This is a genomic window from Lichenicola cladoniae (assembly GCF_013201075.1).
GTDB classification, from domain to species: Bacteria; Pseudomonadota; Alphaproteobacteria; order Acetobacterales; family Acetobacteraceae; genus Lichenicola; species Lichenicola cladoniae.
On record NZ_CP053708.1, the window covers coordinates 4,352,045 to 4,376,671 of the forward strand.

Sequence of the window (24,627 nt, forward strand, 5' to 3'; positions counted from 1 at the left end):
CGCTTCGCCTAACTGGGATAGATCGAGCCCAGCACAAGCTCTCCGCTGGCCCGCAACGTCGCCCAGGCTCACGGCACGAGGATGCCGGCTTCCTCGATGACCAGCGCCGCGATCTCGGCCGCCGTGCCGATCAGGCTGATCGGACCGTCGAAGTCGATCGCGTTCTGCTGCATGCCGCGCGGCTTGTGCCCGGGATCGAGCACCATCGTCAGCCCGCCGCTGGCGTGGATCGCCGCAAGGCCGCGAGAGCCGTCGCTGAGCCAGCCGGACAGGACGATGCCGATCGTCCGGTTGCCGGCATGCAGCGCCAGCGAGTTGAACAGCGTGTCCACGGTGCGATCACGCAGCCGGTTGTCTTCGCCCGGGACCATGTGGGCGAGGTTGGTGTCGACCAGGGTCAGGTGTTCGTCCGGTGCACCGATATAGCAGGTTCCGGGTTCCAGGCTTTCGGTCTCGGTCGCGATTAGGACGCGCAACCGCGTGCTTCGGGCGAGCACCTCGCGCAGATGGCTGATCTGGTCGCTCGGCCGATGCAGCACGACCATGACGATCGCATCGAGCGTCGCCGGCAGCGCGCCCAGAAGATCCCTGATATCGTCCAGGCCTTCGCTGCCCGAGGCGCCGATCGCCACGAACATCGGAAGATGCGGCTGGGTCATTGCGGGATTGCCAGAAGCTGCCGATGCCGAACGGTACGGCGCCCGGAAGGGCCGGCATGATCATCGGCTACCAGCCGGATCACGCCCGGCAGCGACATGTTCGCTGGCATCCGCGTCATCGCCGTCTCCATTCGGAAGCTGCACCGGTGCCTGGATGAGCGCACGATGATGGCGCGCTCGCGCACCCTTGAATGGGACGATATACCGATCCGGGCTCGTCATGCACGATCGCGTTCCGGCAGGCACGGTCAGCCGGCTTCCGCGACGGCCAGCGCCTTGCGCATCAGGGTCGGCAGCGCCTCCCCGGCCAGCTTGCCGGCCGGACACAGGAACCGGCCGGCCACGGCCTCGGCCGGAATGGTGGCGCACCGGGCCCGCCTCACGTCCAGCGTGAGTGCGAAATGGGTGAAGACGTGCCGGACCGAGCCTGCCGAATGCCAGTCGGCCGCAATCGGCGCCAGGGCCAGGGTTTCACCGCCGGACCACGTCGCATCCCGCCATGGCGTGCCGGGCAGTTCGGTCATGCCGCCGAGCAGGCCCGTCGGTGGACGCCGCTGCAGCAGCACCGCACCCTGCGCGTCGGTCAGGTGGAACACGACTCCATGCCGCTCCGGGCGCGCCGGCTTGGCCGCCTTCACCGGCAGCGTCTCGGCGATCCCGCGTGCCCGCGCCAAGCAAGGGGACGCCCACGGACACAGCACGCAGGCCGGCCGCTTCGGGGTGCACAGCGTGGCCCCGAGATCGAACAGGCCCTGCGCGAAATCGGACGGACGGGCGCGGGCCAGGGGATCGGTCCCGAGTGTTGCCGCAGCCAGCGCCATCGCCTTGCGGCTGCCCGGCAGCGGCGCGTCGATCGCGAACAGGCGCGACACCACGCGCTCGACATTGCCGTCGACCGGCACCGCCGGGATACCGAAGGCGATCGCGCCGATCGCCGGCGCGGTATAGCCGCCGATGCCAGGCAGCAGGCGCAATCCGTCGATGCTGTCCGGGAACCCGCCCATCCGGGCCACTGCCTGCGCGCAGGCATGCAGGTTGCGGGCCCGTGCGTAATAACCGAGCCCGGCCCAGGCCTGCATCACCCGTTCCTGCGGCGCCTCGGCCAGCGCCCGCACGGTCGGGAACAACTCCAGAAAGCGCCTGTAGTACGGCACCACCGCCGCCACCGTGGTCTGCTGCAGCATGATCTCGCTGAGCCAGACGTGGTAGGGATCGGCGGTCTCGCCCGGCGCCGCGCGCCAGGGCAGGATGCGCCGGTGCCGGTCGTACCAGCGCAACAGGTCTCGAGCTTCGGGAGGCACGACGCGTCTATGGCGAAGGACGTCCCTACCGGCAAGCCGCCCGGCGCGATCCCGGCGCCGAATGCAGCGCCCTACCCGGCGACCCGGCATGTGTATGGCCCGCGCACGCTGGCGAGCCTGCTGCCGCCGATCACCCGGCCGGCCTTCAAGGCACGCTCGCCCGCGTCCGCGCAGTTGATGAGCGACTGGCCGGCGCTGGTGGGCCCGGTCACGGCCGCGATCACCTCGCCGCGACGCTTCTCCGGCGGCACCCTGACCCTGGCCGCGACCGGCGTGGTGGCACTGGAGCTGCAGCATCTGGCGCCGCAGCTCATTGCCCGTATCAACAGCGCGCTGGGGCGTCAGGTCGTGGAACGGTTGCGCTTCGTGCAGGATGACTCCATCACCGGTCTTGCCGACCAGGAGCCTCGCGCTCCCGAACCGGTGCCGGCCATGATCCCCGACCTTCCGGACGGACCGCTGCACGACGCACTGGCGCGACTCGGCGGGCGCATCGCGGCCGGCCGGAACCGTCGTTGACAATCGAAACCCAGCCGTGCCGCGGAGCCTGACGATGCCGATCCACCGCCGAACCCTGCTCGCCGGAGCGCCTGCCCTGTTGATGCCGCTACTGGGTGCCGGCCTGGTCCGTCCGGCGTTCGCGCAGCGGGCCGACGCAAGGATGGACCAGCGCGCGCTCGGCAGCCCGGACGCCAAAATCGTGGTCCAGGAATGGTTCTCGCTGACCTGCACCCATTGCGCCCACTTCGCGCTGACCGTGTTCCCCGAGGTGAAGGCGAAGCTGATCGACACCGGCAAGGTGTTCTTCGTGTTCCACGACTTTCCGCTCGACCAGCTCGCACTGGTCGCCGCCGCCGTGGCGCGCTCGTTGCCGCCGGAACGCTACCTGCCGTTCATCGACAGCCTGTTCGCCAGCCAGGATCGCTGGGCGTTCGGCTCCGACCCCGCGACCGAACTCGGCCATCAGGCCGCACTGGCCGGCATGGCGGAGCCGGCGTTCCAGGCGCTGGCGCACGACCCGTTGCGAAACGCGATCGTGGCCGAGCAGGATGACGGCCAGAAGCGCTACGACATCCAGGGCACGCCCACCTTCATTTTCGGCAACGACAAGGCCGGCCCGATCGAAACCTACGCCGAGTTCGCCGCAGCCACGGACAAGGCGCTGGCGACTCCGGGCTAGAGCGCGACGTCCGGCGCATCCGGATCTATTATCCTGGCCGACCCCTGCTGGAGTTTATCGTCGATGAGCCTGTTTCGCCGCACCCTGCTTCTTGCCGGCATCGGCCTGCCCGCCGCCGCTCTCCTGGATGGCGCTTCGCTCGGCTCGGCCCGTGCGGCCTCGGCCGATCCGCGCATGGCCGCCCGCTCGCTCGGCAAGCCGGATGCGAAACTCGTGGTGCAGGAATGGTTTTCGATGACCTGCACCCACTGCGCCCGCTTCAGCCAAGTCGTGTTCCCTGAGGTGAAGGCCAAGCTGATCGACACCGGACGGATCCGCTACGTGTTCTGCGACTTCCCGCTCGACCAGGTGGCGCTCACCGCCGTGATGGTCGCCCGTGCGCTGCCGCCGGAACGCTACGTGCCGTTCGTCGAGTCGCTGCTTGCCAGCCAGGACCGCTGGGCGTTCTCGCAGAGCAACGACCCGCAGGTCGAACTCGCGCAGATGGCGGCGCTGGCCGGCATGCCGCACGACGTGTTCCAGAAGACGATCGACGACCAGGGCCTGCGCCAGGCGATCCTGGACGAGCAGAACGTCGGCCAGGCAACCTACAAGATCGACAGCACGCCCTCGTTCATCTTCGGCAAGACGCTGTTTTCCGGCGAGATGGAATACGACACCTTCGCGAAGAAGGTGACCGAGGCCGGAGCCTGATCCGGGCGGCCTTCGAGAGTAGCGCGACCCCATGCCCGTCCGGTTTGCCCGCCTCCGCATCGCCGGCTTCAAGAGCTTCGCGGAGCCGGTCAGCGTGGAGATCCTGCCCGGCCTGACCGGCATCGTCGGGCCGAACGGCTGCGGCAAGTCCAACGTCGTCGAGGCGTTGCGCTGGGCGATGGGCGAGAGCAGCGCCCGCTCGCTGCGCGGCGGCGAGATGGACGACCTGATCTTCGCCGGTACCGCATCCCGCCCGGCCCGCAATCTCGCCGAGGTGGTGCTCACCCTCGAGGAAGCGACCGGACTGGCGCCGCCGCCGTTCCACGAGCAGCACGAGCTGCAGATCAGCCGGCGCATCGAGCGCGGCTCCGGCAGCTTCTACCGGGTGAACGGCCGCGAGGCCCGGGCGCGGGACGTGCAGACATTGTTCGCCGATCTCGCCAGCGGGGCGCGGTCGTCGGCGATGGTCAGCCAGGGCCGGGTGAGCGCCATCGTCAGCGCCCGCCCGGAAGAACGCCGCTCGATCCTGGAAGAAGCGGCCGGGATCACCGGGCTGCATGCCCGGCGCCACGAGGCCGAGCTGAAGCTGCGCGCCACCGACGGCAACATGGTGCGGGTCGAGGATCTGCGCCTGCAGCTCGACGCGCGGGTGCAGGCCCTGTCCGAGCAGGCGCAGCAGGCCGGCCGCTACCGCGAGGTCGGCACGCAACTGCGCACCGCCGAGACGACGCTGCTGGCATTGCTGCATGCCCGCGCCGCCCGGGCGGTCATCGACGCCGGCGCTGCCCGGATCGCGACCCGGAGTGCGCTGGAGGAGGCCGGTCACCATCTCGCCCGGGCAGTGACGGCCGAGCAGGAAGCCGAAGCCGCGGTCCCGGCCCTGCGCGAGGCCGAGGCCGAAACGCGCAGCCTGGCGGAGCGACGCCGGATCGAGGCGGAGACCGCGGCGCAGGAGGGCGACCGCGCCCGCCGCGAAGCGGAACAGGCGGACGCCCGGCTCGGCCACGCGGTGCGCGATCGCGACGAGGCCGCCGCCCGGCTGGCCGATGCGCGGGATGCCCTGTCGCGCCTTGCCGGCGAGCGCGATGCGCTCGACGCGGCTGCGTACAGCCTCCCCGGACGGCGTGACGCGGAAGAGGCCAGGCTGGTCCGGCTGCGAGAGCAAATGCAGATGGCCGAGCATGCGGTACAGGTAACGGCCGGCGCTGCGACCTCGGCCCAGGCGGCGCATGCGGAATCCGCCCGCGACCGGGCCGGCGCCGACGCACGCCTGTCGCGGGTGCAGGCGGTGCTGGTCCAGCTCGGGCAGGAAAGCACCGATGCGGAAGCCTTGCTGCCCGGTCCCGCGCAACTGGAGGCACACGAACAGGCCTGCATCGATGCGGCACGGGCCCTGGAGATGGCGGGCGACGCACTGGAGGCGGCCCAGGCAGCCCATGCCGGCGCCTCCCGCGCCGCCGATGCCGCCCGGATCGAGGCGGCGGAAACCCGCCGGCTGCATCAGCTGGCCAGCCAGGCGGTGCAGGACACCGAGACCCGGGCCGCGCGGCTGATGGCCGACCATGCCGCCCTCACCTTGCGCCTGCAGCAGGCGGAAGCCGGGTTGCTGCCATTGGCCGAGCGCGAGGCCGTCTCGGATGCGATGACGATGGCGGATGCAGCGCGCACTGCCGCCGCCACGGCCCTGGAGGGTGCGGAGGCCGGACGGGCTGCGGCGGTGTCGGCCCGGATCGAGAGCGGCGCCCAGCTGCAGGAGGCTGGCCGGCAACGCAGCCAGCTCGAAACGACGCTGCGCCAGGCGGAGGCAGCGCATGCAGGCGCCGTGGTCCAGCACGACACCGTGTCGCGCAATCATGCCGATGCGCTGGCCGCGATCCCGCCGGCCGAACTCCTCGACACTGCACGGAGCGCACGGGCGGCAGCGGACGCCACGCTTGGCGCAGTGCAGGCGCGGCTGGCCGACGCCGACGCGGCTCATGAGGCGGCGAACGAAGCGGCCCGCGACGCCGCAGCCGCGCTCTCGGCCTGTCGTGACGCGCACGGACGGCTGGGCGCGGAAGTGGACGGACTCGCCCAGGCCCTGGCGGTCGGCGACGACCACGGAGCCGCCTGGGACCAGGGTTGGCGAACACTGGCGGACGAGCTCGATGTTCCCGACGGGCTGGAGGCTGCGCTGGCCGCCTTCCTGGCGGATGGGCTCGAAGCGGCCTGCGACGCCGATGCACCGCGTGCCTGGCTCGACCTTCCGGCCATGGACCTCGAACCGCTGCCGGCCGGAGCCGTGGCGCTCGATACGCTCGTCGTCGCACCCGCCCGGCTGAGCCGTGCGCTGTCCCGGGCCGGGCTGACCGACAGTGCCGCCGATGCCGCACTCCGGCAGGCGGAACTGCAACCCGGCCAGTGCCTGGTGACGCGGGATGGCGGGCTCTGGCGCTGGGACGGCTATCGAACCATGCCCGGCCTCGCGAGCCAGGCCGCCCTACGACTGCAACTTCGGAACCGGCTGCGGGACACACGCGCCGGGCACCAGGACGCGGCGGCCGCCATCGCGCCGGCGGAACAGCGATCGGCACGCTGTATTGCGGACTGCGACGCCACCCTCGCCGAGGCACGCTCGGCCAGGACCGCCCGCGCCGTCGCCGAGCAGGTGCTGGATACCGCCAGGACCGGCGAGGCGGAGGCCGGACGACGCGACGCCGAGGCGCGGGTGCGACGCGATGCGCTGGCACCGCATCTGGCTCGCACCGTTGCCGCGCGCGACGAATCCGGGCACGCCCTGCAGGCAGCCCTTGCGGCCCTGGATGCACTTGCCGATGCGGCCACTCTCGCGGCGACGCATGCGGCATCCGTTCAGCTTGAGACGGAGGCCGTTGCGGCGGAGGACCAGGCACGCAGCGTGCGCCGGGCCGCCGAAGCGCGGCTGCAGCAGGCGCGCGCCGACGCCTCGGACCGGCTCGGGCGGCATGCCGAGAGCGAGAATGCCAGCGGGGCCCTGAAGCCGCTGCTGGAATCGACCCGGGACGAGGCCGCGGCCGCGACGGCACGGTTCCGTGCCGCGCAAGATGCCTTATCCGGGCTGACCGCACCGGACGTCGGCGACCTGACATTGCGGGATGCACTCGAGCGTGCCGCGTCGGCGAACCGGATGGAACAGGTTGCCCGGACGGAGCGCCGCACCGCCGAGGCATCTCTGGCGACCTGCCTGGCCGAGCGCGACCAGCTGGCCACCGCCGTTCGCGACGGAAGCAGCCGGCTGGACGCGCTCGCTGTCAGGCAGGAGTCATCGCTCGCTGAGCAGGACGAGGTCGCCCGTCTCGTCCGATCGTTGGCGGAGGCGGCCGCCCTGCTGGCCGACCCGGTCGAAGCCGCCACGCAGGCCAATTCGGCACGCGAGGATCTCGGTGCGATCCGGGTGGAGGAGCGCGAGGTAGCCGAGGCACGCGCAGCCCTCGGCGCCGAACAGGCCGGGCACGACGCCAGGCGCGGTCCGCTCGAGGCAGGACTGGCCGACTGGCTGGCGCGTACGGCCGCCGCCGAGGCCTCGCTCGGGTCCGCGGAGGCCCGGCTGGCCGACGCGATGACCGAGCAGGCCCGGCTGGCCGCCGGCCCGGCTGAGGCCGAGGCGCGCACCCTGGCGCTCGATGCCGCAGGCCGGCTGGCGACGGAGGCGCAACAGGCGGCCCACGACCGGCTCGAACAGGCCGATACGGCGCTGCACGACGCCCAGATCGAGCGGCGCACGCGGGAGGCAGGCCTTGTCGATGCCCGCGAGGGCGTATTGCGGGCGGATGCGCGACAGGAACAGGCGCAGGCAATTCTCGACCAGATCCTGGCCGAGACGCCGGAGCCGCCGGATTTCGTGCCGGCCGACCTGTCGGATTCGGCCGAGACCAGCCTGCGCCGGCGGATCGCCAGGCTCACCCGCGAACGCGACGAGATCGGGCCGGTCAATCTGCGCGCCGAACTCGAACTGCAGTCGGCGGTCGAGCGGATCGCCGTCATCGAGCACGAGGCGCTGGAAATCCAGGAGGCGGTCAATCATCTGCGCAGCCAGATCGACCAGCTGAACCGGGACGGAAGGGCACGCCTGCTCGCGGTATTCGAGATTGTCGACAAGCACTTCCAGGCACTGTTCGCGCGCATGTTCAACGGCGGTCGCGCGCATCTCGGCATGGTCGGATCGGACGACCCGCTCAGTGCCGGGCTGGAAATCTACGCGCAGCCGCCGGGCAAGAAGCTCGCCACCCTGTCGCTGCTGTCCGGCGGCGAGCAGGCGCTGACCGCGCTATCGCTGATCTTCGCCGTATTCCGCTGCAATCCCGCCCCGGTCTGTGTGCTGGACGAGGTGGATGCGCCGCTCGACGATGCCAACGTCGATCGCTTCTGCGCGCTGCTGGGCGACATGGTACAGGAAACCGGGACGCGATTCCTGGTGGTGACCCATCATCAGCTGACCATGGCGCATATGGACCGGCTCTACGGCGTCACGATGCAGGAGCGTGGAGTCAGCCGGGTTCTGTCGGTCGATCTGGCGCGGGCGACGGAGATGGTCGGTTAAATCTGGATTCTTGCCGGGCTGGGTGATCAGCATGGAAATCATCAAGATGATTATCGTCATGAGCGCCGTTACGGCTTTGGCCGGATGCGATGTGCAGTTCCATCCGAAATAACCGGGGGACACTGCCTGCCTCGACCGCCAGGTGAAGGACTTCCATGTTCCCGTCCATCAAGCTGTAGAGATCTGCGGCGCCCAGCTACCCGATCTGACCGGGGATGCCGACTTGCAGCGATATGCATCGGCCTACAACATCTCCTACCAGTACAATCCCCGGCTCGATGCTGAGATCAAGCACGAGAGCTGGTCGCAATCGATCCTGATCGGGACCCTGATCCCGAACGACTACAGCCTCAGCTTGGCCGAGATCTCAGGAACGCCGTGACGAACTACCGATCAGGCGGAGCTTCAACCGTCCCAGATCGCGCAGGAAACCGGTCACGCGCCATGATGTTGACTGCTGCATCGCAGTCAGTTCCCGGCGTAGCTGTTCGGATACTGCCGTAGCGGACGGGATCGAGCCATCGTCCGGGGTGGGCATGACCGGAACCTGCACGACCGGCGCTGCCGGTTCGACCGGCTTATCCGCCTCGACCGGCTCGAGCACGAACGCGCAGGCACGGCCGTAGCCGGGAAACGGATGGTGCGTTGTCCGCCAGCCGGCCCGGCGCGCAGCCTCGGTCAGGAACTCGCGGGTAAACCCGAGCTCCATCCACCCCCACCGCCGCATGCAGAACACCGACAATGCGTCCATCCGCGGGCCCCATGCGAACGGGATCGCCGGGATGACCGTATCGACGATGGGTTCGCCACACAGTATCAGCCGTCCACCCGGCTTCAGTCGCTGACGCAGCGTCTGCAGCAGCTCCTGGAAATCCAGCGCGTGGTGGAATGCCTCGAAAAATAGGATGGCATCGAAACGTTCGGCCTCGAACCCGGCGCCGAACCGCCCGCACTCGAGGTTGACCGGCAGCCCGAGAATATCGGCCTGCCGGCGGATACCGTCGAGCGCCGTCTGGTCGATATCGACGCCGTTCGCCTGTATGCCCATCCGCGCCAGCATCAGCAGCAACTGCCCGCTGCCGGGACCATATTCGAGGACGCTCTGCCCCGGCGAAACGTTCAGCAGTTGCAGGATGTTTCCCCACGCGAACATGAACTCGGCCAGCAGCTTCGGGTTCTTGAAGCTCCATGGGACCAGGCCGGTCCATAGATCCGCCGGCACGACACCGTTGCTCTCGGACGCCTCGTCGCGCTCGGCCACGTAGAGATCATCGTCTTTACGGGCACGCAGGGTCGCATACAGATCGAGCGCCGCGGTTCGATATTCGGCGGAAAACGGATCCAGCGTTGCCAGGGCCCGGGCCTTGGGATGCTCGAGGACGACCGTGGCAAGGCGAACATACTGTTCACCGTCGGGATGTTTGCCATCGAGCTCCGCAAGAACGGAATCGAACGCATCGGACCGCTCGGGCTCGTTCATCCTGGGCCGTTGAACGTGCCGTCGATCGATCGCATCATCGCTCGACTATGCGGATTATGATGCTGACATTCAAGTCACCATCGAAAAGCAGGTTTGGGGTAAAAACCTCGTTTCGTTCACGGACCGGAGTGCGGTTGGGCGCCGGAGGGCCGGCGGCTGCGAGCCAAGGTCCCATCCGGGCAGTGGCGCACAGTCTATGGCTCGTTCGAGATTTGGCGCGGCGCTTCCTGTTCCGGACCATCATGATGTCGAGCTGATGCTGGATTGCGAGTAGGCGGGGCAATGGCGCCCAGGGCTTCAAGGTATCGCCGCGCCGACGGATCGTGAAGCGGACCTGCGGCTGGATGACCCGTTGGCGTAGCCTCGTTCGTGACCATGAGCGCCGGATCGACGTGTCCAAGGCCATGATCTTCGTAGCCATGACCCCATGACCGAAAATCTACTGCACAAAAGTTCTCACCCAACACTTTCTCAACGGTCGTTACGACGGTTAGACTGTCAAGCCTCGGGTAGGATGCGCCTTGATAGGGTCATAGAAATTATTCATAATAGATTGCTGTGATCTTGCCAAACAAACCCAGTGCTCTCGTTAACAAAGATGGAAAACCATGGTGGAAGTTATTTCAATACATGTGACTAAGTGCGCTGGAAGTTCACTGAGACTAGCTTTAGAGCAGGCCTACGCGCCGGCGACCGTTTTTCTGATGCACGGTGACAATCCTGCAAATCCAATATCGAGAACTAATATTGATCCAGAGGGATCAGCAGAACGTACTCGGCAACTCTACGAAGGACTTGATAAGAACGTTCAGGCAATACATGGTCACTTGGACGTAAAAAAGTTCCGGTTTATTAGCCGGTCGGTTCGGCGAATAACGATACTTCGCCATCCGATCGAGAGAACGATATCGCACTACTATTTCTTTCGGCAGGATCATCCTTCCGGGCATCCGATCAGGGACTATTTACTACGTAATGACCTGTCCTTACTGGAGTTCGCGCGACTCCCAGTTATAAAGAATTTCTATCGACAGGTATTTTTTGGCGGTGTCGATCGATCCGAACTCGATTTTGTGTCTAGCATAGAAGCGCTTCCGCAGAGGCTGCCGACCCTGTGCGCGTTGCTTGATCGTGAAATCTCTTTGCCACGGGAGAATGTTGGATCGCTCCGCGCGATGAGTCCTGTCATTTCAGATGAAGTATTGGAGAGTTTAGCGAACCTTCTGACAGATGATATTGACTTTTATCAAGACTGGACAACAGCCTAGGTGTTTAATGCTGTGCCTGATACGGATCACCGAGTGGCACGCCGCCTTAGAACGGAATCCGGTAAATTATCCCCCATGGCTTGCAGCCGATAGAGCCAGAAAAGACCCGAGTAATTCCCGACACGCCGATGCCGCTATCGAACAGAAACGTTCCGAGATGCCCGGAGACGAAGGCATCGATCTTTTCGAGGCCTTCTGGGTCTACGGACAACCGAACCACATCGGGGGCCATGGCCGATGCGATAGGAACGGTAACTACCCCTAAAACCGCGAGTAGGCGTTGCAGACGTTGCAGGCGGATCTTCACTGGAGCCCCGTTGAACATGTGGCTCACACTTTTGGCAGCATGAGCGCGTGTGCACAATCAGGTGCGGAAAGCGACAGACGCATCGCCCGCTTCGGATAGATAGCTTCTGAAATGTCTTAAGTGCAGGTTTGCTCCTAAAATGCTGAAGTGCGCAATTTATGGTCGCGCCAGCGTCAACCTGCTTCGAGCGAGGATGATACCCTTTATCCCAGGTAAAGATCGGCCGATTTGAAGCAGAGCCAGTTAAGGAAAATCACGGCAGTGTTCTGCCGCAGATCTTCCGGATCGCAGCCCGGCTGTAGGCTCCAAGCCTAGAAAGTGGAGTTTCAGAGCCCGATCATGGCCTTTGCCGCCGCGAGGTAGGTGCGTCCGATCCGAACCTGCGTCCCGTCTGCAAGCGCCGCGCGCCAGGCGCCCAGACCGTCGTGATGGAGTCGCCTGATCACCGCGCGCCGCACGATCACCGATCGATGCAGCCGCAAAAAGTGCTCCGGATCGAGCTTGTGCTCCAGCTCGCTCAGCGTTTGATGCACCAGATAGCTGCGCGCGCCCACGTGCAGCCGCATGTAGTCGCGCTCCGCCTCAATCCGGTCGATCTCGGCAACAGAAACCCGGATCATTTCGGCCCGGTGTGGGACCCAGAGTTGCGCGACCCAGGGTGATGACGTGGTCCTGGCGCCGGCCGGCGCGGCGTCGCTTACGCGGGCCACCGCCTTGGCCAGCCGTTCGAGCTCCACAGGCTTGAGCAGGTAGTCGCTGGCGGCGACGTCGAAGGCGCTCACCGCGAACTGGTCGAACGCGGTGCAAAACACCACGGCTGGACGCACGGGTCGTCCCTCCAGGGCGCGGGCCACAGCCAGTCCGTCGAGGCCGGGCATGGAAATGTCCAGCAGGATCAGGTCGGGCGACAGCGCCCCGATCAGCCGCAACGCAGCCTCACCGTTGGACGCCGCCCCCACCAGCTCCACCTCATCCAGCTGTGCGCAGAGCACCTGTAGCCGCTCCACCGCCAGTGGCTCGTCGTCCACCACAAGGGTGCGCAGGTGGCGATCACCAGGCATGGCGCGCGAGCGGCAGGACAATCTCAACCCGGAAGCCGCCACGGGGCCTGCGCACCCAGCGGCAGCCAGCCGCGTCCCCGTAGCGGGCGGCGAGGCGATCGCAGACGTTGCGCAAGCCGACGCCCGTTCCCTCTGCTCCGCCCCTGTCGACCGACGCCCCGTCGTCGTCCACCGAGAGCCGAAGCATGGCCTCGGCCACGTCCGCGCGCAGCGTGATTGTCACTGGGCGCGAGGTCTTCGACACGCCGTGCTTGACGGCATTCTCCACCAACGGCTGCAGGATCAGTCCCGGCACACGCGCACTACCGAGTTCGGGAGGAACGTCGATGTCCACGATCAGGCGCTCGGGGAAGCGCACGGCCTCGATGTCGAGATAGAGCCGCTGCAGCGCGATCTCCTCGGACAGGGTCACGTCCTGGGTGGGATCGCCGCCAAGGCTGGTGCGGAAAAAGGTCGATAAATTGGCGATCATCCGCTCCGCCGCCTGCAAGCGGCCTGTCATCACCAGGCTGGAGAGCGAGTTCAAGGTGTTGAACAGGAAGTGCGGGTTGACCTGGTAGCGAAGGGCACGAAGTTCGGCCGACTGCGCGGCCGCCCGAAGCTCCGCGCCACGCCGCTCCAGGATGCGCACCTCGCCCGCGTACTGTAGCGCGAGGTAGAGGGCCGACCAGGCGATGAACAGAAAGTAGCCGTCCGCCGTGGTAACGATGATCTGCTCGGCCAGCGATTCGGGGTCGCAGTTGACCTGGCTGAGAGCTAGCCCGTCACCCGCCGACACACCGGCCGTGGTCCTTTCGACACGGGGGCATCCCCAGGCTTGGCCTGGGACCCGCCTCCCGTCATGCACGGTGATCGGCAAGGCCAAGACAAACGCGTTCAGGGACGCGTAGGCCAAGGCCGCCGGCAAGGCGATCGCGGCGGCGGCCACGACGCTTCGTTGCAACGACCCGACCATCCGCTTCAAAAACCGGTGGACCGCCCAAGTCACCCCCATCATCAGCAAGATGATCAAGGCGCGCCGGCCCATCATCTCCCATTGGCGCGGATGCGCGACGGCGATGGCGCGCACGGTGTTGACCACGAAGTAGAGTAGCCAGAAGCCGACGATCGAAGCCCAGGCCGTATCGAAGGATCGGACCCTGAAGGGTAATTGAGGTCTCGGTAAGCGCATGTAGAGACTTATAGCCCGCGGGCTGGGCCGACGCAGTCCTCCTCACGTCGTCCATCGAGCCCTGTTTACGGTTGGTCGAAGATCGGTTCCGGCCGGGCCGATCTCTACGCAGGATCTCGCAATGCACCTCCCCAATGTCTTCAAATTACAGCCAAGTAATGATGCGGATCATCTGCCGTGCGGCGTCAATAAACAAGGAACATCGATGGAAGAGGGTCTACCAAGTGGCGACATACCTGGCGGAACGCCTACCCCTTCGCGCCGGACGCTACTGCAGGCTTCTTTAGGCCTCGGTGCGTTCGGATTTGGGTCGGCCAAGGCAGCCTCGCAAATATCGATCGTGGTCGAGCCGCCACCCGCGAACGAGGCGGTGAGTGCTTTCCGCGTCGCCATCGCGCCGGACGCGATCGCGGATCTCAGGCGGCGACTCGCGATGACACGTTGGCCCGAGCGGGAGACTGTGAACGATGGGTCGCAAGGCGTACAGCTGGCGAGAGCGCGGATTCTTATCGAATACTGGCGGGATCGCTACGATATGGGACGACTCGAGCGAAGGCTCAACGCGTTTCCGCAGTTCCGGACTTCCGTTGACGGCCTGGGCATCCACTTTCTCCATGTGCGCTCCAAGCACGCAAATGCTCTGCCAATCATCCTCACGCACGGATGGCCGGGCTCGGTGGTCGAGTTTCTTGACGTGATCGGTCCGCTGACCGACCCGGAAGCACATGGTGGGCGAGCCGAGGATGCGTTCCACGTCGTCATCCCTTCGCTGCCGGGTTACGGCTTCTCGGATAAACCGAAGCAGGTGGGCTGGGACGTACCGAGAATCGCCACCGCGTGGAGCACGCTGATGAAGCGGCTCAACTATGATCGCTGGGTCGCACAGGGCGGCGACTGGGGAGCTCATGTAACCACATGGCTCGGCGTACAAAAGCCTGAAGGGCTAGCCGCAATCCACCTCAACTTTCCCACCCTTTCGCCACCGCCACTCGAAGGCGAGCCAACCGCCGAAGAGAAGGCCGCAATCGCTGAGCTCAAGGCGTTCTTCCGCACGGGAGTAGGTTATGGGGAGATCCAGGAAACCCGGCCGCAGACACTTGGCTACGGCCTCGTTGATTCTCCGGTGGGACAGGCCACCTGGATCTACGAGAAGTTCACGGATTGGACCGACAGCAACCGGAACCCGGAATCGGTGATTTCGCGCGATGCGATGCTCGACGACATCATGCTCTACTGGCTTACGGCGACAGCCGCCTCGTCGGCAAGGCTGTATACGGAAAACTCAGGGAACCAAATTTCGCGTCAGGTGGTGGATATCCCTGTCGGCGTCAGCGTGTTTCCGGGAGAGATCTACCGGCCGCCGCGCATCTGGGGTGAACGGACCTATCCGAAGCTCTTCTACTGGAACCAAGTGTCGAAGGGCGGCCACTTCGCGGCGTTCGAGCAGCCTGCGCTGTTCACCTCGGAACTACGGGCGTGCTTCGCAAGTATGCGGGTATAGCGAGCGTGACTGCGTCGGAAGTTCGGACGAGATGACCGACGGCGCGTCGCAACGACGGACGATCAGGTTCGATCATCGACCTTCACGCTGGCTCGGTAGGCCGCGGTCGTGGCGTTCCGTCGGCACACGTTGCTGCCGCTCGATGATTGCCTGTATGCTCCGCAGCCATCCTTGCCACACCTTACACGATCCAGTCTGCACCGATGTCTGCAGCACCATGACATCTCTCATTTTCCTGAGATCGACGGTGACAAAACTGGTAGGCGGAGGTTCAAGATCTACCCGATGCGCAGCGCGATCCCGCGACGTCGGCAGGCCTGGCGGCAGCGTCGGTGGTGATAGGCTTTGTCAGCGCGAAGCTTGTCCGGCCGGCACCATACACGGCCCTGCCTGCCACCTGAAGGTCGATCGCTGTGACACCATCCAGGGCTATTCGAGGTTACTGGTTGGCGAGGCTTGATCGCCCGGAGTGTGCATGGATCTCTCCATCAGGCTGGGGCAGTGTTCGTAACTCCATTAAGAATGACCCGGTCGGGCCACTACAAGCATTCGAGTAAAAACCGCACCTAAGGATCTTCGGTCTCGAGCGCGTCCGCATCCGGGTCGAGACCGGCAGTCGATGCCGGACCAAACAGACGTTTCCTGACGTCGCAGAATGCATCGGCGCGGATCGCATCGTGCAGCGCATCGAGGTCGCCGGCCAGCGAGCGATCCTCATCCAGGAAAGCCGTCAGCGAGCGAACCAGGGTCCTGTGCAACGACGTCCCATCACCGAGTACCAGGCCGGGCCGCAGATCGATCGCCTGCGCAGCGGTCATGAGTTCCGCCGCCGCCAGCAATTGCAGACGCTCTACGATGGCCCCGGTCTTTTCCACGACCGGAACCGCCATCGTGGCATAATCCTCGATGCCGTCGGCGACCGGCATGACCCAGGCGGCCATCGGCATCGCATCGTGCCCGATCCCGGCGACAAGGGCGGCGACGGTCTTCTGCAGCGGCGCCAACCCGCTTCGGCCATCCGGGCGCGGCGTCAGGAAGCGTGAAAGCCCGCTATTGCCGGACGACATCAATTGCATGATGCGGGCACCGCTCAGCGCAGCCACTCGCGACAGCGCCAAACCAAGCGTCTCGAACGCCATCGTCAGGTGGGTGGTATCAAAGCTCGCCGTGCCGACGATACGGTCCGGATCGGCCAGCACCGCAGGATTATCGTCCGACATGGCAAGCTCGAGCTCGACGGCGCGGGTGGCGGACCCGATCGCGTCCAGCGCGCAGCCCAGGACCGAAGGCGTGCACCGGAAGCTCAGCGGGTCGTGCAGCAGTCGTGCGGCATCCGGCCGATCGAGCGCACCGCGCTGCAGCAGCCCCAGCATCTCGCTGGCGATCCCAGCCTGTCCCGGCACCGGATGCAAGGCGACGACATCGGCGCGAAGCGGCAAGAGATTGGCGCGCTGGGCTTCGAAGCTGAGCGACGCAGCAGCCACAAGCGCCGCCATGGCGCGCTCTGCATCCGCCACCACCAGAGCGCCGAGGCCGCAGGACGCCGCGTTGGAAGACACCAGGGCGAGCCCGTCCTTCAGGCCGAGCTTCGGCGGAACCAAGCCGGCGCGCGCCAGGGCGTCGGCACCGGACAGCAACTCTCCGTCGAGAGTGGCCCGGCCGCCGCCCAGCAGCACCGACGCGATGTGCGCCAGCGGCACGAGATCGGCCTCACCCAGCGATCCGGTCAGCGGGACCTGCGGAACGATGCCGGCGTTCAACAGCGCCAGGTAGGCCTCGACGACCGCAACCGATATTCCTGCAGTGCCGACCGCGAAGCCGGCCAGACGCGCCAGCATGATGGCTCGCACCTGCTCGTCGGTCGCGAACGCGCCGACCCCGACGGCACGGGCCATCACGACACGGCGTTGCACGTCCGTGTCGGTGGCGTCGAGCTTCGTATCCACGACGGCACCCAGTCCGGTGGTGACGCCGTAGATCCGGGCACCGGAGGATGCGAGCCGCGCCACCACGCCATGCGAGGCCCGTATCCGTTCGAGCGCGTCGGGATACAGCCGCACCGCCTGGCCTGCGTGTGCCGCCTCGGCCAGACGACGCGCCGTCAGCGGGACCGGGCCGCCGATCTCCAGTATTGCCGGCATCACGCCCAGCGCAGCTTCTGGCCGATGCCGAGCCGAGCCGCCTTCTGCAGCATGGCGTGTCCCAGCGCGATGTCGGACAGCGACAGCCCGCGATGCCATAGCAGGATGGTCTCGTCCTCGGTCTCGCGGCCCGGACGCAGGCCGGCGACGATCTGGCCGAGCTCTGCATGCAGCGTGGCCTCCGACAGCAGCCCGGCCTCGACATGCGCGCGCAGGCTGCCGAACTTGCCGGCGCGGCACTGGCCCCAGTCATCGACCACCATCTTGTCCATGATGCCGGTCAGCGACAGCTCGACCGCACTCATGGTGCCGTACGGCACGACCAGGGCGCCCGGCTTGATCCAGTCGGTGTGCAGCAGCGGTTCTGGCGCCATCAGCCGCGACGCCTCGACCACGATGTCGGCGCCCTCGACGCAGCTCCGCCAGTCCGCCGTCACGATCACGGTCTTGCCAAGATCCTGGCTCAGCCGGTCGGCGAACGCGTCGCGGCTTTCCGGACGCCGGGAATGGATGCGGATCTCGTCGAAATCGAACAGCCGGTCGAGCAGCCGGACGTTCCAGTAGGCGGTGCCGCGCGCGCCGATATGGCCGAGCACCTTCGACGACCGGCGCGCCAGGTATTTGGCGCCGATCGCCGTCATCCCGCCGGTCCGCATGTCGGTGATGCCGCTCGCGTCCAGGATTGCCCTGGGAATGCCGGTGCCGGGATCGAGCAGCAACAGCGTCGCCAACTCGGAAGGCAGGCCGAGCGTGTAGTTGTCGACGAAATCGCCGACCACCTTGACCCCGGCCAGGTTGATCGGCGCCTTCAGGGCGCCGCGCAGCACGTTGAAGTGACCATTCGAGACGCCGGGCTCCAGGTGCATGCGCGGTTCGATGACCGCCTCGCCGCGACCCTGCGTCGCCAGGCTGGTCTCGATCGCCGCCAGGATCTCGTCATCGTCGATCGCCAGCGCCTCGACGTCGAACCGATTGAGAAAGTCGATATAGATCGGCTGCATGCAGACACAGTCTCCTCGTTCCACGGCCATCGCGGACACGACCAGAGCCAGGCGGCTCCGGCGGATCCGGGTGATCGCACTCGGTCTTCTGGTGATCGCCGGCTGCGTCAACTACCTGGACCGGTCGGCGGTCGCCATTGCCAATGCGCCGATCCGAGAATCGTTGGGCCTGTCGCGGATCGAGATGGGTATCCTGCTATCCGCCTTCTCCTGGAGCTACGGGCTGTCGCAGATCCCGGTCGGCATGCTGATCGATCGCTATGGCCCGCGCCGCCTGCTGACCATCGGCCTCTGCGTCTGGTCGGTGGCACAGGCGGCGGCGGGCATGGTCGGCGGCCTGATCCCGTTCATCGGCGCGCGCCTGGCGCTCGGGATCGGCGAGTCCCCGCTTTATCTCGCCGGCACCAAGGTGTGCACCGCCTGGTGGGGACCACGGGATCGCGCGCTGCCGATCGGGATCTTCAACGCATCCTCCGCACTCGGGCCGGCGATCGCGCCGCCGCTGCTGACCCTGCTGATGCTGGCGTTCGGCTGGCGCATCGCGTTCATTGTCATCGGGGCCTCCGGGCTGGTGGTCGCGGTCGCCTGGCACGCGCTGTACCGGGACCCGAAGCCCGGTGAGCGGCCGTTCGCGGATACACCGGCCACGATTGCGGACAGCGAGCCGACCAGTTGGCGCGACCTGCTGCGAACCCGGACCAGCTGGGCCATGGCGCTCGGCTTCTTCGGCGTCGTCTACACGATCTGGCTTTATGGCAGCTGGCTGCCCGACTACCTGCACAGCGTGCTGCATCTGACCCTTAGGCAGGTCGGCATCTGGGCCGCGGTGCCGCAGCTGTGCGGCTTCGGAGGCGCGTTGCTGGGCGGGGCGATTTCCCATGCGCTGGGCCGGCGTGGCGTGAGCCCGATCGCGTCATGCACCCGGCCACTGATCGCCGCCATGCTGCTCGGCGCGGCGGCCACGCTCGGCCTGGCCTTCTGCCATGCAGCCGGCCCCGCGATCATCCTGGCCAGCCTGGCGTTGTTCTGCGCGAACCTGGCGTCCTCTTGCGGCTGGGCACTGGCCGCGGTCGCCACGACGAGCGGTTCGGTCGCGACCCTCGAGGCAATCCAGAACGTCGGCGGCTCGATCGGTGGTGCACTGGCGCCGATCGTGACCGGCGGGGTGGTCCAGGCGACCGGCTCGTTCACGCCGGCCCTGGTGACCGGTGCCGCGATCGGGATGAGTGCTGCATTCGTCTACTGGATCGGCGTTCGCGACCCAAACGCCAGGACGGCGTTATAACCACATCACGAAGTTGTATGATGTATATTAGTAACAGTGCATTCGTATAAACCCGGAGACTACAGGGCGCAGCGTATCTAAGCTGCAACGAGGTGGCTAGGTATCGACCATCAGCCAGGTTCTACCTGACGAAGGACGAGACCTCCCATGTTCCCTGCCCTGCGCCGCTGCCTGCGTGTTCACCTTCTTGGGAGCTCTGCCATGCTGGCAGGTCTCGGCGGAGGAGTTGCGCATGCGCAGACGGCGAGCGTGGCCAGCCCAACCCCTGCCAGCACCACCGCACGCACGCTGACCACCACCGCCCCGGAGACAGTCAGCGTCTATGGCCAGGGCTCGACCCGCCAGCTCACCTCGGTCTCGGCGAAAACCATCCAGGCGGCCGCACCGGGCACCAATCCGCTCAAGGTGCTGGCGCAGCTGCCGGGGGTAAATTTCCAGTCCGCCGACCCGTTCGGCGCCTACGAGTGGTCGGCCCGGCTCTATATCCGTGGCTTCGCACAGACGCAGCTCGGCTTCACGCTCGACGACATCCCGCTCGGCGACCAGGCCTTCAACAACTATAACGGCCTGAGCGTCACCCGCGCGATCACCAGCGACAATGTCGCACGCGCCAACGTATCGCAGGGCTCCGGCGGGCTGGCGATCGCCTCCACCAGCAATCTCGGCGGCGCGGTGCAGTTCTATTCCGCCGATCCCACCGACAAGTACGGCGGCACGCTCGAACAGACGTTCGGCAGCAACGATACCTACCGGACGTTCATCCGGCTGCAGAGCGGCATCCTGAATCCGACCGGAACCAAGTTCTACGTGTCCTACGCTCACACCGATCTCGATAAGTGGAAAGGGGCGGGATACAACGAGAGCGACCAGGTCAACCTCAAGCTGGTGCAGCCGATCGGTGGCGTGTCTAGCCTGAAGCTGTTCTTCGACTGGAGCGCGCTCAAGCAATTCGACTACCAGGATGAATCGCTCGATTACCTGCAGACGCTCGGCGGCCGGGTGGATAACTACTATCCCGACTATACGGCCGCCTATCACGCCGCCCAGGGCATCTACACGCACGGCGAAACCCGCTCGCATGACCCGCTCGACGTTTCGTACTATGCCGGCACCGCGAAACGGCAGGATTTCCTGTCCGGCCTGACCTTCGACACCTTGCTGACCAACAGCCTGGACTGGAAGTCGACGATCTACGGCCACGGCGACAACGGCTACTCGACCTGGACCACGCCCTACACCCCATCCCCGAACGGCGCACCGCTCTCGATCCGCACGATGCAGCCGGCGATCACCCGCTATGGCCTGCTCTCGGCCCTGAGCTGGGATATCGGCCGGCACACCATCGAGAGCGGCATCTGGTACGAGTACGACCAGTTCACCGAGTCACGCTATTTCTCCGAGGCCCCGCTGCTGGGCCAGGGCACGCTCGGCGATCCGAACGACCACACGCCCGACCACCCGTTCGCGGTGCCATGGGCGGAAGTCTGGAACACCAACACCGTGCAGTATCACCTCCAGGATACCTGGCGGGTGCTGCCGAGCCTGACCCTGAACGCCGGCTTCCGCTCGCTGGTGATCCATACCGGCAACGAGGCCACCGCGCAGGACCCGGCGTATAACGGCGGCGCGCAGATCGGCACCGGCGCGCTGACCGCCTCGAACGGTTTCCTGCCGCAGTTCAGCGCCAACTGGCGCTTCGCGCGGCACCAGGAGTTCTTTGCCGACGTCTCGCACAACATGCGCGGCTATCCCGAGGACGGGTACAGCACCAACAGCTCCAACACACCCTGGAGCGCCAACGAAACCGCGTTCAAGCAGATCCAGAGCTCGATCAAGCCGGAAACCGACTGGGTCTACGAAGGCGGCTACCGGCTGACGACGAAGCCGTTCATCGGCTTGTTGTCTCTGTATCACGTCGATTTCTCGAACCGGCTGCAGACTATCTCGTTCGGCCCGGTCATCAACCCGACCACGGCGGTGCAGAATGTCGGTGGCGTCACCACCAACGGCGTCGAGCTCAGCGGCACCTTCTATCCGGTACGTCATCTCTCGATCTACAACTCGATCAGCTACAACCGGTCGACCTTCGACAACGACATCGCCACATCGAGCGGCGTCGACAATCTGCGCGGCAAGTCGATCCCGAACTATCCGACACTGATGTATAAAGGCAGCATCGCCTACCAGATCGGCCGGCTCGATGCGCATATCGACGGCAACTACTACTCGCACCGCTATCTGAGCTACCTGAACGACACCTCGGTGCCGGGCTACTTCATCGCCAGCCTCGGTGCCCGCTACGTACTCGGCGAGCATGGACCGCTGAGCCGCATCACCCTGCAGCTCAACGCGTACAACCTGTTCAACACCCGTTATGTCGCCACCACCGGCGAGAACGGCGACCCGATCTCGGGCGACTACCAGTCGTTCCTGATGGGGGCGCCGCGACAGTTCTTCGGTTCGGTCGGGGTTACTTTCTGACGCGGTCTAGCTGCATCAATATGTCCAGGGCCACCGTCACGCGCGCGGCAATTGGATAGTTCTTGTTCGCCAGCAGCACGATACCGAGCTTTCGATCGGGGATGAAGGCGACGTAGGCGCCGAAGCCGTTGGTCGATCCGGTCTTGTTGATCAGCACATCGCCCTTCGGCGGCAGCGGCGGCTCCAGCCTGGCGGCAGGATTGGCGTGCCGGCTCATCCGATCGCCGTTGCCGTCCAGCAAGGTCTTCAGGTCGACCGGATAGGAATACTGTTCCCAGACCAGGTCCTGCGTCATCGCGCCGATCCGGAAATAGCCGGTGTGGGTATCGGTCAATGCGCGCTGCCATTCCGGGTCGAGCGGCAGCATGCCCATGTTGGCCTCCACGAAGCGAAGCAGGCCGCCGGCATTGATCCTGACGCCGTAGGCCTCGGGTCCGAGAATGTCCAACGACATCCGGATGGGAACATCGGCGTCCGTGTAGCCCTGCGCGTAACTGTCCATCCGGTTTCGGGGAACGTGTATGAAGCTGTCCTTCAGGCCCAGGCCCGGGAACAGCCTGCCCTCCATCAGCGTCGCGAAATCCTCGTTCATGCTCTTCGCAGCGATGAGGCCGAACATCCCGATGCTCGGATTGGCGTATGTCCGATACGTTCCCGGTGCATAGGCCGGCTTCCAATTTCGGAAGTAGCTCATCAGCTGGGCGGTATCGTGGATGTCGTCCGGAAGCTGCAGGGGAAAGCCGCCAGGGGTGTGGGTGCCGAGTTCGAGCAGGCTCACCGCGTCGAATCTGCTGCCACGCAGGATGGGGAAATACTTGCCGGCAGTATCGGACAGCGAGAGGTGGCCGCCGAGCTGCGCATACGAGACCAGGGTCGCGGTAAAGGTTTTGCTGACCGAGCCGATCTCGAACAGCGTGCCACTCTCGACCGGCCGACCGGAAGCCTTTGAAGCCACCCCGTAATCGTAGACGTAGGTCTGGCCATCCAGGACGATCCCCACCGCCATGCCGGGGATGCCGTATTTCGCCATGACCGGCCGGATCGCGTGCGCCACGACCTCCTGGACAGCCGTGCGGCTTCCATCGGCCGCGTCGCCGGCGGTCGGGTGCAGGAAGCAAACGCACAGCACCGCGATGATTGCGCCCGGGATGTTCATTCGCATGATGCCGTCATGTCCTTGAGGCTGCAGCTTGCGATGCAGGAGGCTGGAAGCGGGCGTCGTCGCCGCGATCGCGATCATAGACCGGCACGCCCGCCACCCAGGTGGCCCGGACCATGCGATCGTCGCCCAGGGTCATCAGGGTGAACAGCAACTCCTCGACGCTGTCGCAGAAGCCGGTGCGGAAGGCGAGCAGCGGCGTCGCCTTCAGGTCCAGCACGCACAGATCGGCTTCGTAACCCGGCGCGACCCGGCCGATCCGATCGTCCAGCCGCAGCGCGCGTGCACCGCCGAGGGTCGCCAGCCAGAAGGCCTGGATCGCGTCGAGCGGATGCCCGAGCGACTGCGCAGTCTTGTAGGCCTCGTTCAGCGTGGCGAGCTGGGACAGGCTGGTCCCGGCGCCGACATCGGTGCCGAGCGCCACACGCACCGGCCGTCGCGGATCGAGCGCGTCGAACAGCCGGAACGCGCCGGAGCCCAGGAACCGGTTCGAGGTCGGGCAATGCGCAAGGGCGGCACCGGTGCGGTGGCAGGTGCAGAAATCCTGCTCCCGCAGATGGATCGCATGCCCGAAGATGGAACGCTCTCCGACCAGTCCGGCTTTCTCATAGACGTCGAGATAGGACGAGCTTCCCGGGAACAGCGTCCTGACCCATTCGACCTCGGCCAGGTTTTCGGCAAGGTGGGTCTGCAGGAACAGCCCGTCCGCCTGGCGCAGCAGCCCGGCGGCAGCGTCGAGCTGCGCCGGCGAGCAGCTTGGCGCGAACCGGGGCGTGACGGCATAGAGTTGCCGGCCGCGCCCGTGCCAGCGGCGGATCAGGGCCAGGCTCTCGTCGTAGCCGCGTTCGGCGGTGTCGAGCAGGGCGGGTGGCGCGTGCCGGTCCATCAGGACCTTGCCGGCGATCATGCGGGTGTTGAAGCGCTCGGATTCGGCGAAGAACGCATCGACCGAATGCGGGTGCACGGTGCAGTAGACGGCGGCCGTGGTCGTGCCGGCGCGGAGCAGTTCGCGGAGGAAGGTTTTCGCCACCCGCCCGGCATGCGCCGCGTCGGCGAACGCCAGCTCGGCCGGGAACACGTAGCGGTCGAGCCATTCCAGCAGTTGCGCGCCGTAGGCACCGATCATCTGCAACTGCGGATAATGCACGTGCGCATCGATGAAGCCGGCGGAGATGATCGCATCCGGGTAGGAGACGACGATGGCCGCGTCGGGAAGCTTCCCGCACAGCGCATCGTAGGGTCCGACCGCCTCGATGCGGCCGTCCCGGATGATGACGAGCCCATCGGGCTCGTGCATCAGGCAGTCGGCGGAAGCGCCTGCGAACGGATCGTCCTTGAAGCTGACGATCCGTCCGCGAAGCGCCGTGACGCTCAAGCGTTC

The 24,627-nt window shown here is 66.2% G+C and carries 20 protein-coding genes and 3 pseudogenes; 11 read left to right on the top strand and 12 right to left on the bottom strand.

The annotated features are described in order from the left end of the window. Positions 1 to 68 precede the first annotated feature (68 nt). The 3 genes from HN018_RS19785 to HN018_RS19790 all read right to left on the bottom strand — a co-directional run bounded on the left by HN018_RS19785 (position 69) and on the right by HN018_RS19790 (position 1,960). Positions 69 to 659 carry a chemotaxis protein CheB gene (locus HN018_RS19785; protein ID WP_171833661.1) on the bottom strand — a complete coding sequence of 197 codons (591 nt, stop codon included), beginning with the start codon at positions 657 to 659 and terminating at the stop codon, positions 69 to 71. Next, a complete protein-coding gene (locus tag HN018_RS29155) occupies positions 656 to 778 on the bottom strand; it encodes a hypothetical protein (protein ID WP_275434159.1) in 123 nt (40 codons plus the stop codon). The genes HN018_RS19785 and HN018_RS29155 overlap by 4 nt, the downstream gene beginning before the upstream one ends. A 129-nt stretch (positions 779 to 907) precedes the next feature. Next, a complete protein-coding gene (locus tag HN018_RS19790) occupies positions 908 to 1,960 on the bottom strand; it encodes an A/G-specific adenine glycosylase (RefSeq protein ID WP_239478841.1) in 1,053 nt (350 codons plus the stop codon). Between the two features lie 9 nt (positions 1,961 to 1,969). Here HN018_RS19790 and HN018_RS19795 point away from each other — a divergent pair, with 9 nt between their 5' ends. From HN018_RS19795 to HN018_RS19815, 5 genes are all read left to right on the top strand, one after another. Then, positions 1,970 to 2,479: a DUF721 domain-containing protein gene (locus HN018_RS19795; protein ID WP_171833663.1), complete on the top strand. Its 510-nt coding sequence runs from the start codon at positions 1,970 to 1,972 to the stop codon at positions 2,477 to 2,479. Positions 2,480 to 2,513: 34 nt separating this feature from the next. Further along, complete coding sequence (locus HN018_RS19800; protein WP_171833664.1) at positions 2,514 to 3,140, top strand: thioredoxin domain-containing protein; 627 nt, start codon at positions 2,514 to 2,516, stop codon at positions 3,138 to 3,140. 63 nt (positions 3,141 to 3,203) lie between these two features. Then, the gene (locus HN018_RS19805) at positions 3,204 to 3,833 is read left to right on the top strand and encodes a thioredoxin domain-containing protein (RefSeq protein WP_171833665.1); all 630 of its coding nucleotides are present in this window, start codon (positions 3,204 to 3,206) and stop codon (positions 3,831 to 3,833) included. 31 nt (positions 3,834 to 3,864) lie between these two features. After that, the gene (locus HN018_RS19810) at positions 3,865 to 8,391 is read left to right on the top strand and encodes an AAA family ATPase (RefSeq protein WP_171833666.1); all 4,527 of its coding nucleotides are present in this window, start codon (positions 3,865 to 3,867) and stop codon (positions 8,389 to 8,391) included. A gap of 142 nt (positions 8,392 to 8,533) precedes the next feature. Beyond that, entirely contained in the window at positions 8,534 to 8,773 is a 240-nt protein-coding gene (locus tag HN018_RS19815; RefSeq protein WP_171833667.1) for a hypothetical protein, read from the top strand. On the opposite strand, the gene HN018_RS19820 is transcribed toward HN018_RS19815, so the two are convergent. Further along, positions 8,759 to 9,871: a class I SAM-dependent methyltransferase gene (locus tag HN018_RS19820; protein WP_171833668.1), complete on the bottom strand. Its 1,113-nt coding sequence runs from the start codon at positions 9,869 to 9,871 to the stop codon at positions 8,759 to 8,761. The two genes, HN018_RS19815 and HN018_RS19820, sit on opposite strands and share 15 nt — an antisense overlap. Before the next feature lie 272 nt (positions 9,872 to 10,143). Here HN018_RS19820 and HN018_RS19825 point away from each other — a divergent pair. Then, positions 10,144 to 10,302: pseudogene (locus HN018_RS19825) on the top strand (IS5/IS1182 family transposase); the annotation flags it as partial. Between the two features lie 177 nt (positions 10,303 to 10,479). Continuing rightward, a complete protein-coding gene (locus tag HN018_RS19830; RefSeq protein WP_171833669.1) occupies positions 10,480 to 11,139 on the top strand; it encodes a sulfotransferase family 2 domain-containing protein in 660 nt (219 codons plus the stop codon). Between the two features lie 46 nt (positions 11,140 to 11,185). On the opposite strand, the gene HN018_RS19835 is transcribed toward HN018_RS19830, so the two are convergent. From HN018_RS19835 to HN018_RS19845, 3 genes are all read right to left on the bottom strand, one after another. Beyond that, complete coding sequence (locus HN018_RS19835; protein WP_172443500.1) at positions 11,186 to 11,446, bottom strand: hypothetical protein; 261 nt, start codon at positions 11,444 to 11,446, stop codon at positions 11,186 to 11,188. Between the two features lie 326 nt (positions 11,447 to 11,772). After that, positions 11,773 to 12,507, bottom strand: a complete 735-nt coding sequence (locus tag HN018_RS19840) for a LytR/AlgR family response regulator transcription factor (RefSeq protein WP_171833671.1) — start codon at positions 12,505 to 12,507, stop codon at positions 11,773 to 11,775. Further along, entirely contained in the window at positions 12,497 to 13,588 is a 1,092-nt protein-coding gene (locus HN018_RS19845) for a sensor histidine kinase (RefSeq protein ID WP_204259584.1), read from the bottom strand. Before HN018_RS19845 ends, HN018_RS19840 begins: the two co-directional genes overlap by 11 nt. Positions 13,589 to 13,799: 211 nt before the next feature. Between HN018_RS19845 and HN018_RS19850 the strand changes: the two genes are divergently transcribed. Both HN018_RS19850 and HN018_RS19855 read left to right on the top strand, forming a co-directional pair. Beyond that, positions 13,800 to 15,179 (top strand): epoxide hydrolase family protein, encoded by a 1,380-nt coding sequence (locus tag HN018_RS19850; protein WP_239478843.1) that lies wholly within the window; start codon positions 13,800 to 13,802, stop codon positions 15,177 to 15,179. 99 nt (positions 15,180 to 15,278) lie between these two features. Beyond that, positions 15,279 to 15,467 (top strand): annotated as a pseudogene (locus tag HN018_RS19855) (IS481 family transposase); the annotation flags it as partial. Here HN018_RS19855 and HN018_RS19860 read toward each other — a convergent pair. The 3 genes and pseudogenes from HN018_RS19860 to HN018_RS19870 form a co-directional block, all read right to left on the bottom strand. Beyond that, positions 15,464 to 15,574 (bottom strand): annotated as a pseudogene (locus HN018_RS19860) (IS5/IS1182 family transposase); the annotation flags it as partial. The pseudogenes HN018_RS19855 and HN018_RS19860 sit on opposite strands and share 4 nt — an antisense overlap. Positions 15,575 to 15,745: 171 nt before the next feature. Next, positions 15,746 to 17,320: an HAL/PAL/TAL family ammonia-lyase gene (locus tag HN018_RS19865; RefSeq protein WP_171833673.1), complete on the bottom strand. Its 1,575-nt coding sequence runs from the start codon at positions 17,318 to 17,320 to the stop codon at positions 15,746 to 15,748. Further along, positions 17,320 to 18,321 carry an ornithine cyclodeaminase family protein gene (locus HN018_RS19870; protein ID WP_171833674.1) on the bottom strand — a complete coding sequence of 334 codons (1,002 nt, stop codon included), beginning with the start codon at positions 18,319 to 18,321 and terminating at the stop codon, positions 17,320 to 17,322. The genes HN018_RS19865 and HN018_RS19870 overlap by 1 nt, the downstream gene beginning before the upstream one ends. Here HN018_RS19870 and HN018_RS19875 point away from each other — a divergent pair. After that, positions 18,320 to 19,606, top strand: a complete 1,287-nt coding sequence (locus HN018_RS19875) for an MFS transporter (RefSeq protein ID WP_171833675.1) — start codon at positions 18,320 to 18,322, stop codon at positions 19,604 to 19,606. The genes HN018_RS19870 and HN018_RS19875 overlap by 2 nt on opposite strands. Before the next feature lie 201 nt (positions 19,607 to 19,807). Continuing rightward, the gene (locus HN018_RS19880; protein WP_239478845.1) at positions 19,808 to 22,087 is read left to right on the top strand and encodes a TonB-dependent receptor; all 2,280 of its coding nucleotides are present in this window, start codon (positions 19,808 to 19,810) and stop codon (positions 22,085 to 22,087) included. Here the strand turns inward: HN018_RS19880 and ampC are convergent. Together ampC and guaD are read right to left on the bottom strand one after the other, a co-directional pair. After that, positions 22,077 to 23,243, bottom strand: a complete 1,167-nt coding sequence (ampC, locus tag HN018_RS19885; protein WP_171833799.1) for a class C beta-lactamase — start codon at positions 23,241 to 23,243, stop codon at positions 22,077 to 22,079. The two genes, HN018_RS19880 and ampC, sit on opposite strands and share 11 nt — an antisense overlap. 13 nt (positions 23,244 to 23,256) lie before the next feature. Further along, on the bottom strand, positions 23,257 to 24,621 hold the full coding sequence (gene guaD, locus HN018_RS19890; protein ID WP_171833677.1) for a guanine deaminase: 1,365 nt from the start codon (positions 24,619 to 24,621) through the stop codon (positions 23,257 to 23,259). Positions 24,622 to 24,627: the final 6 nt, after the last annotated feature.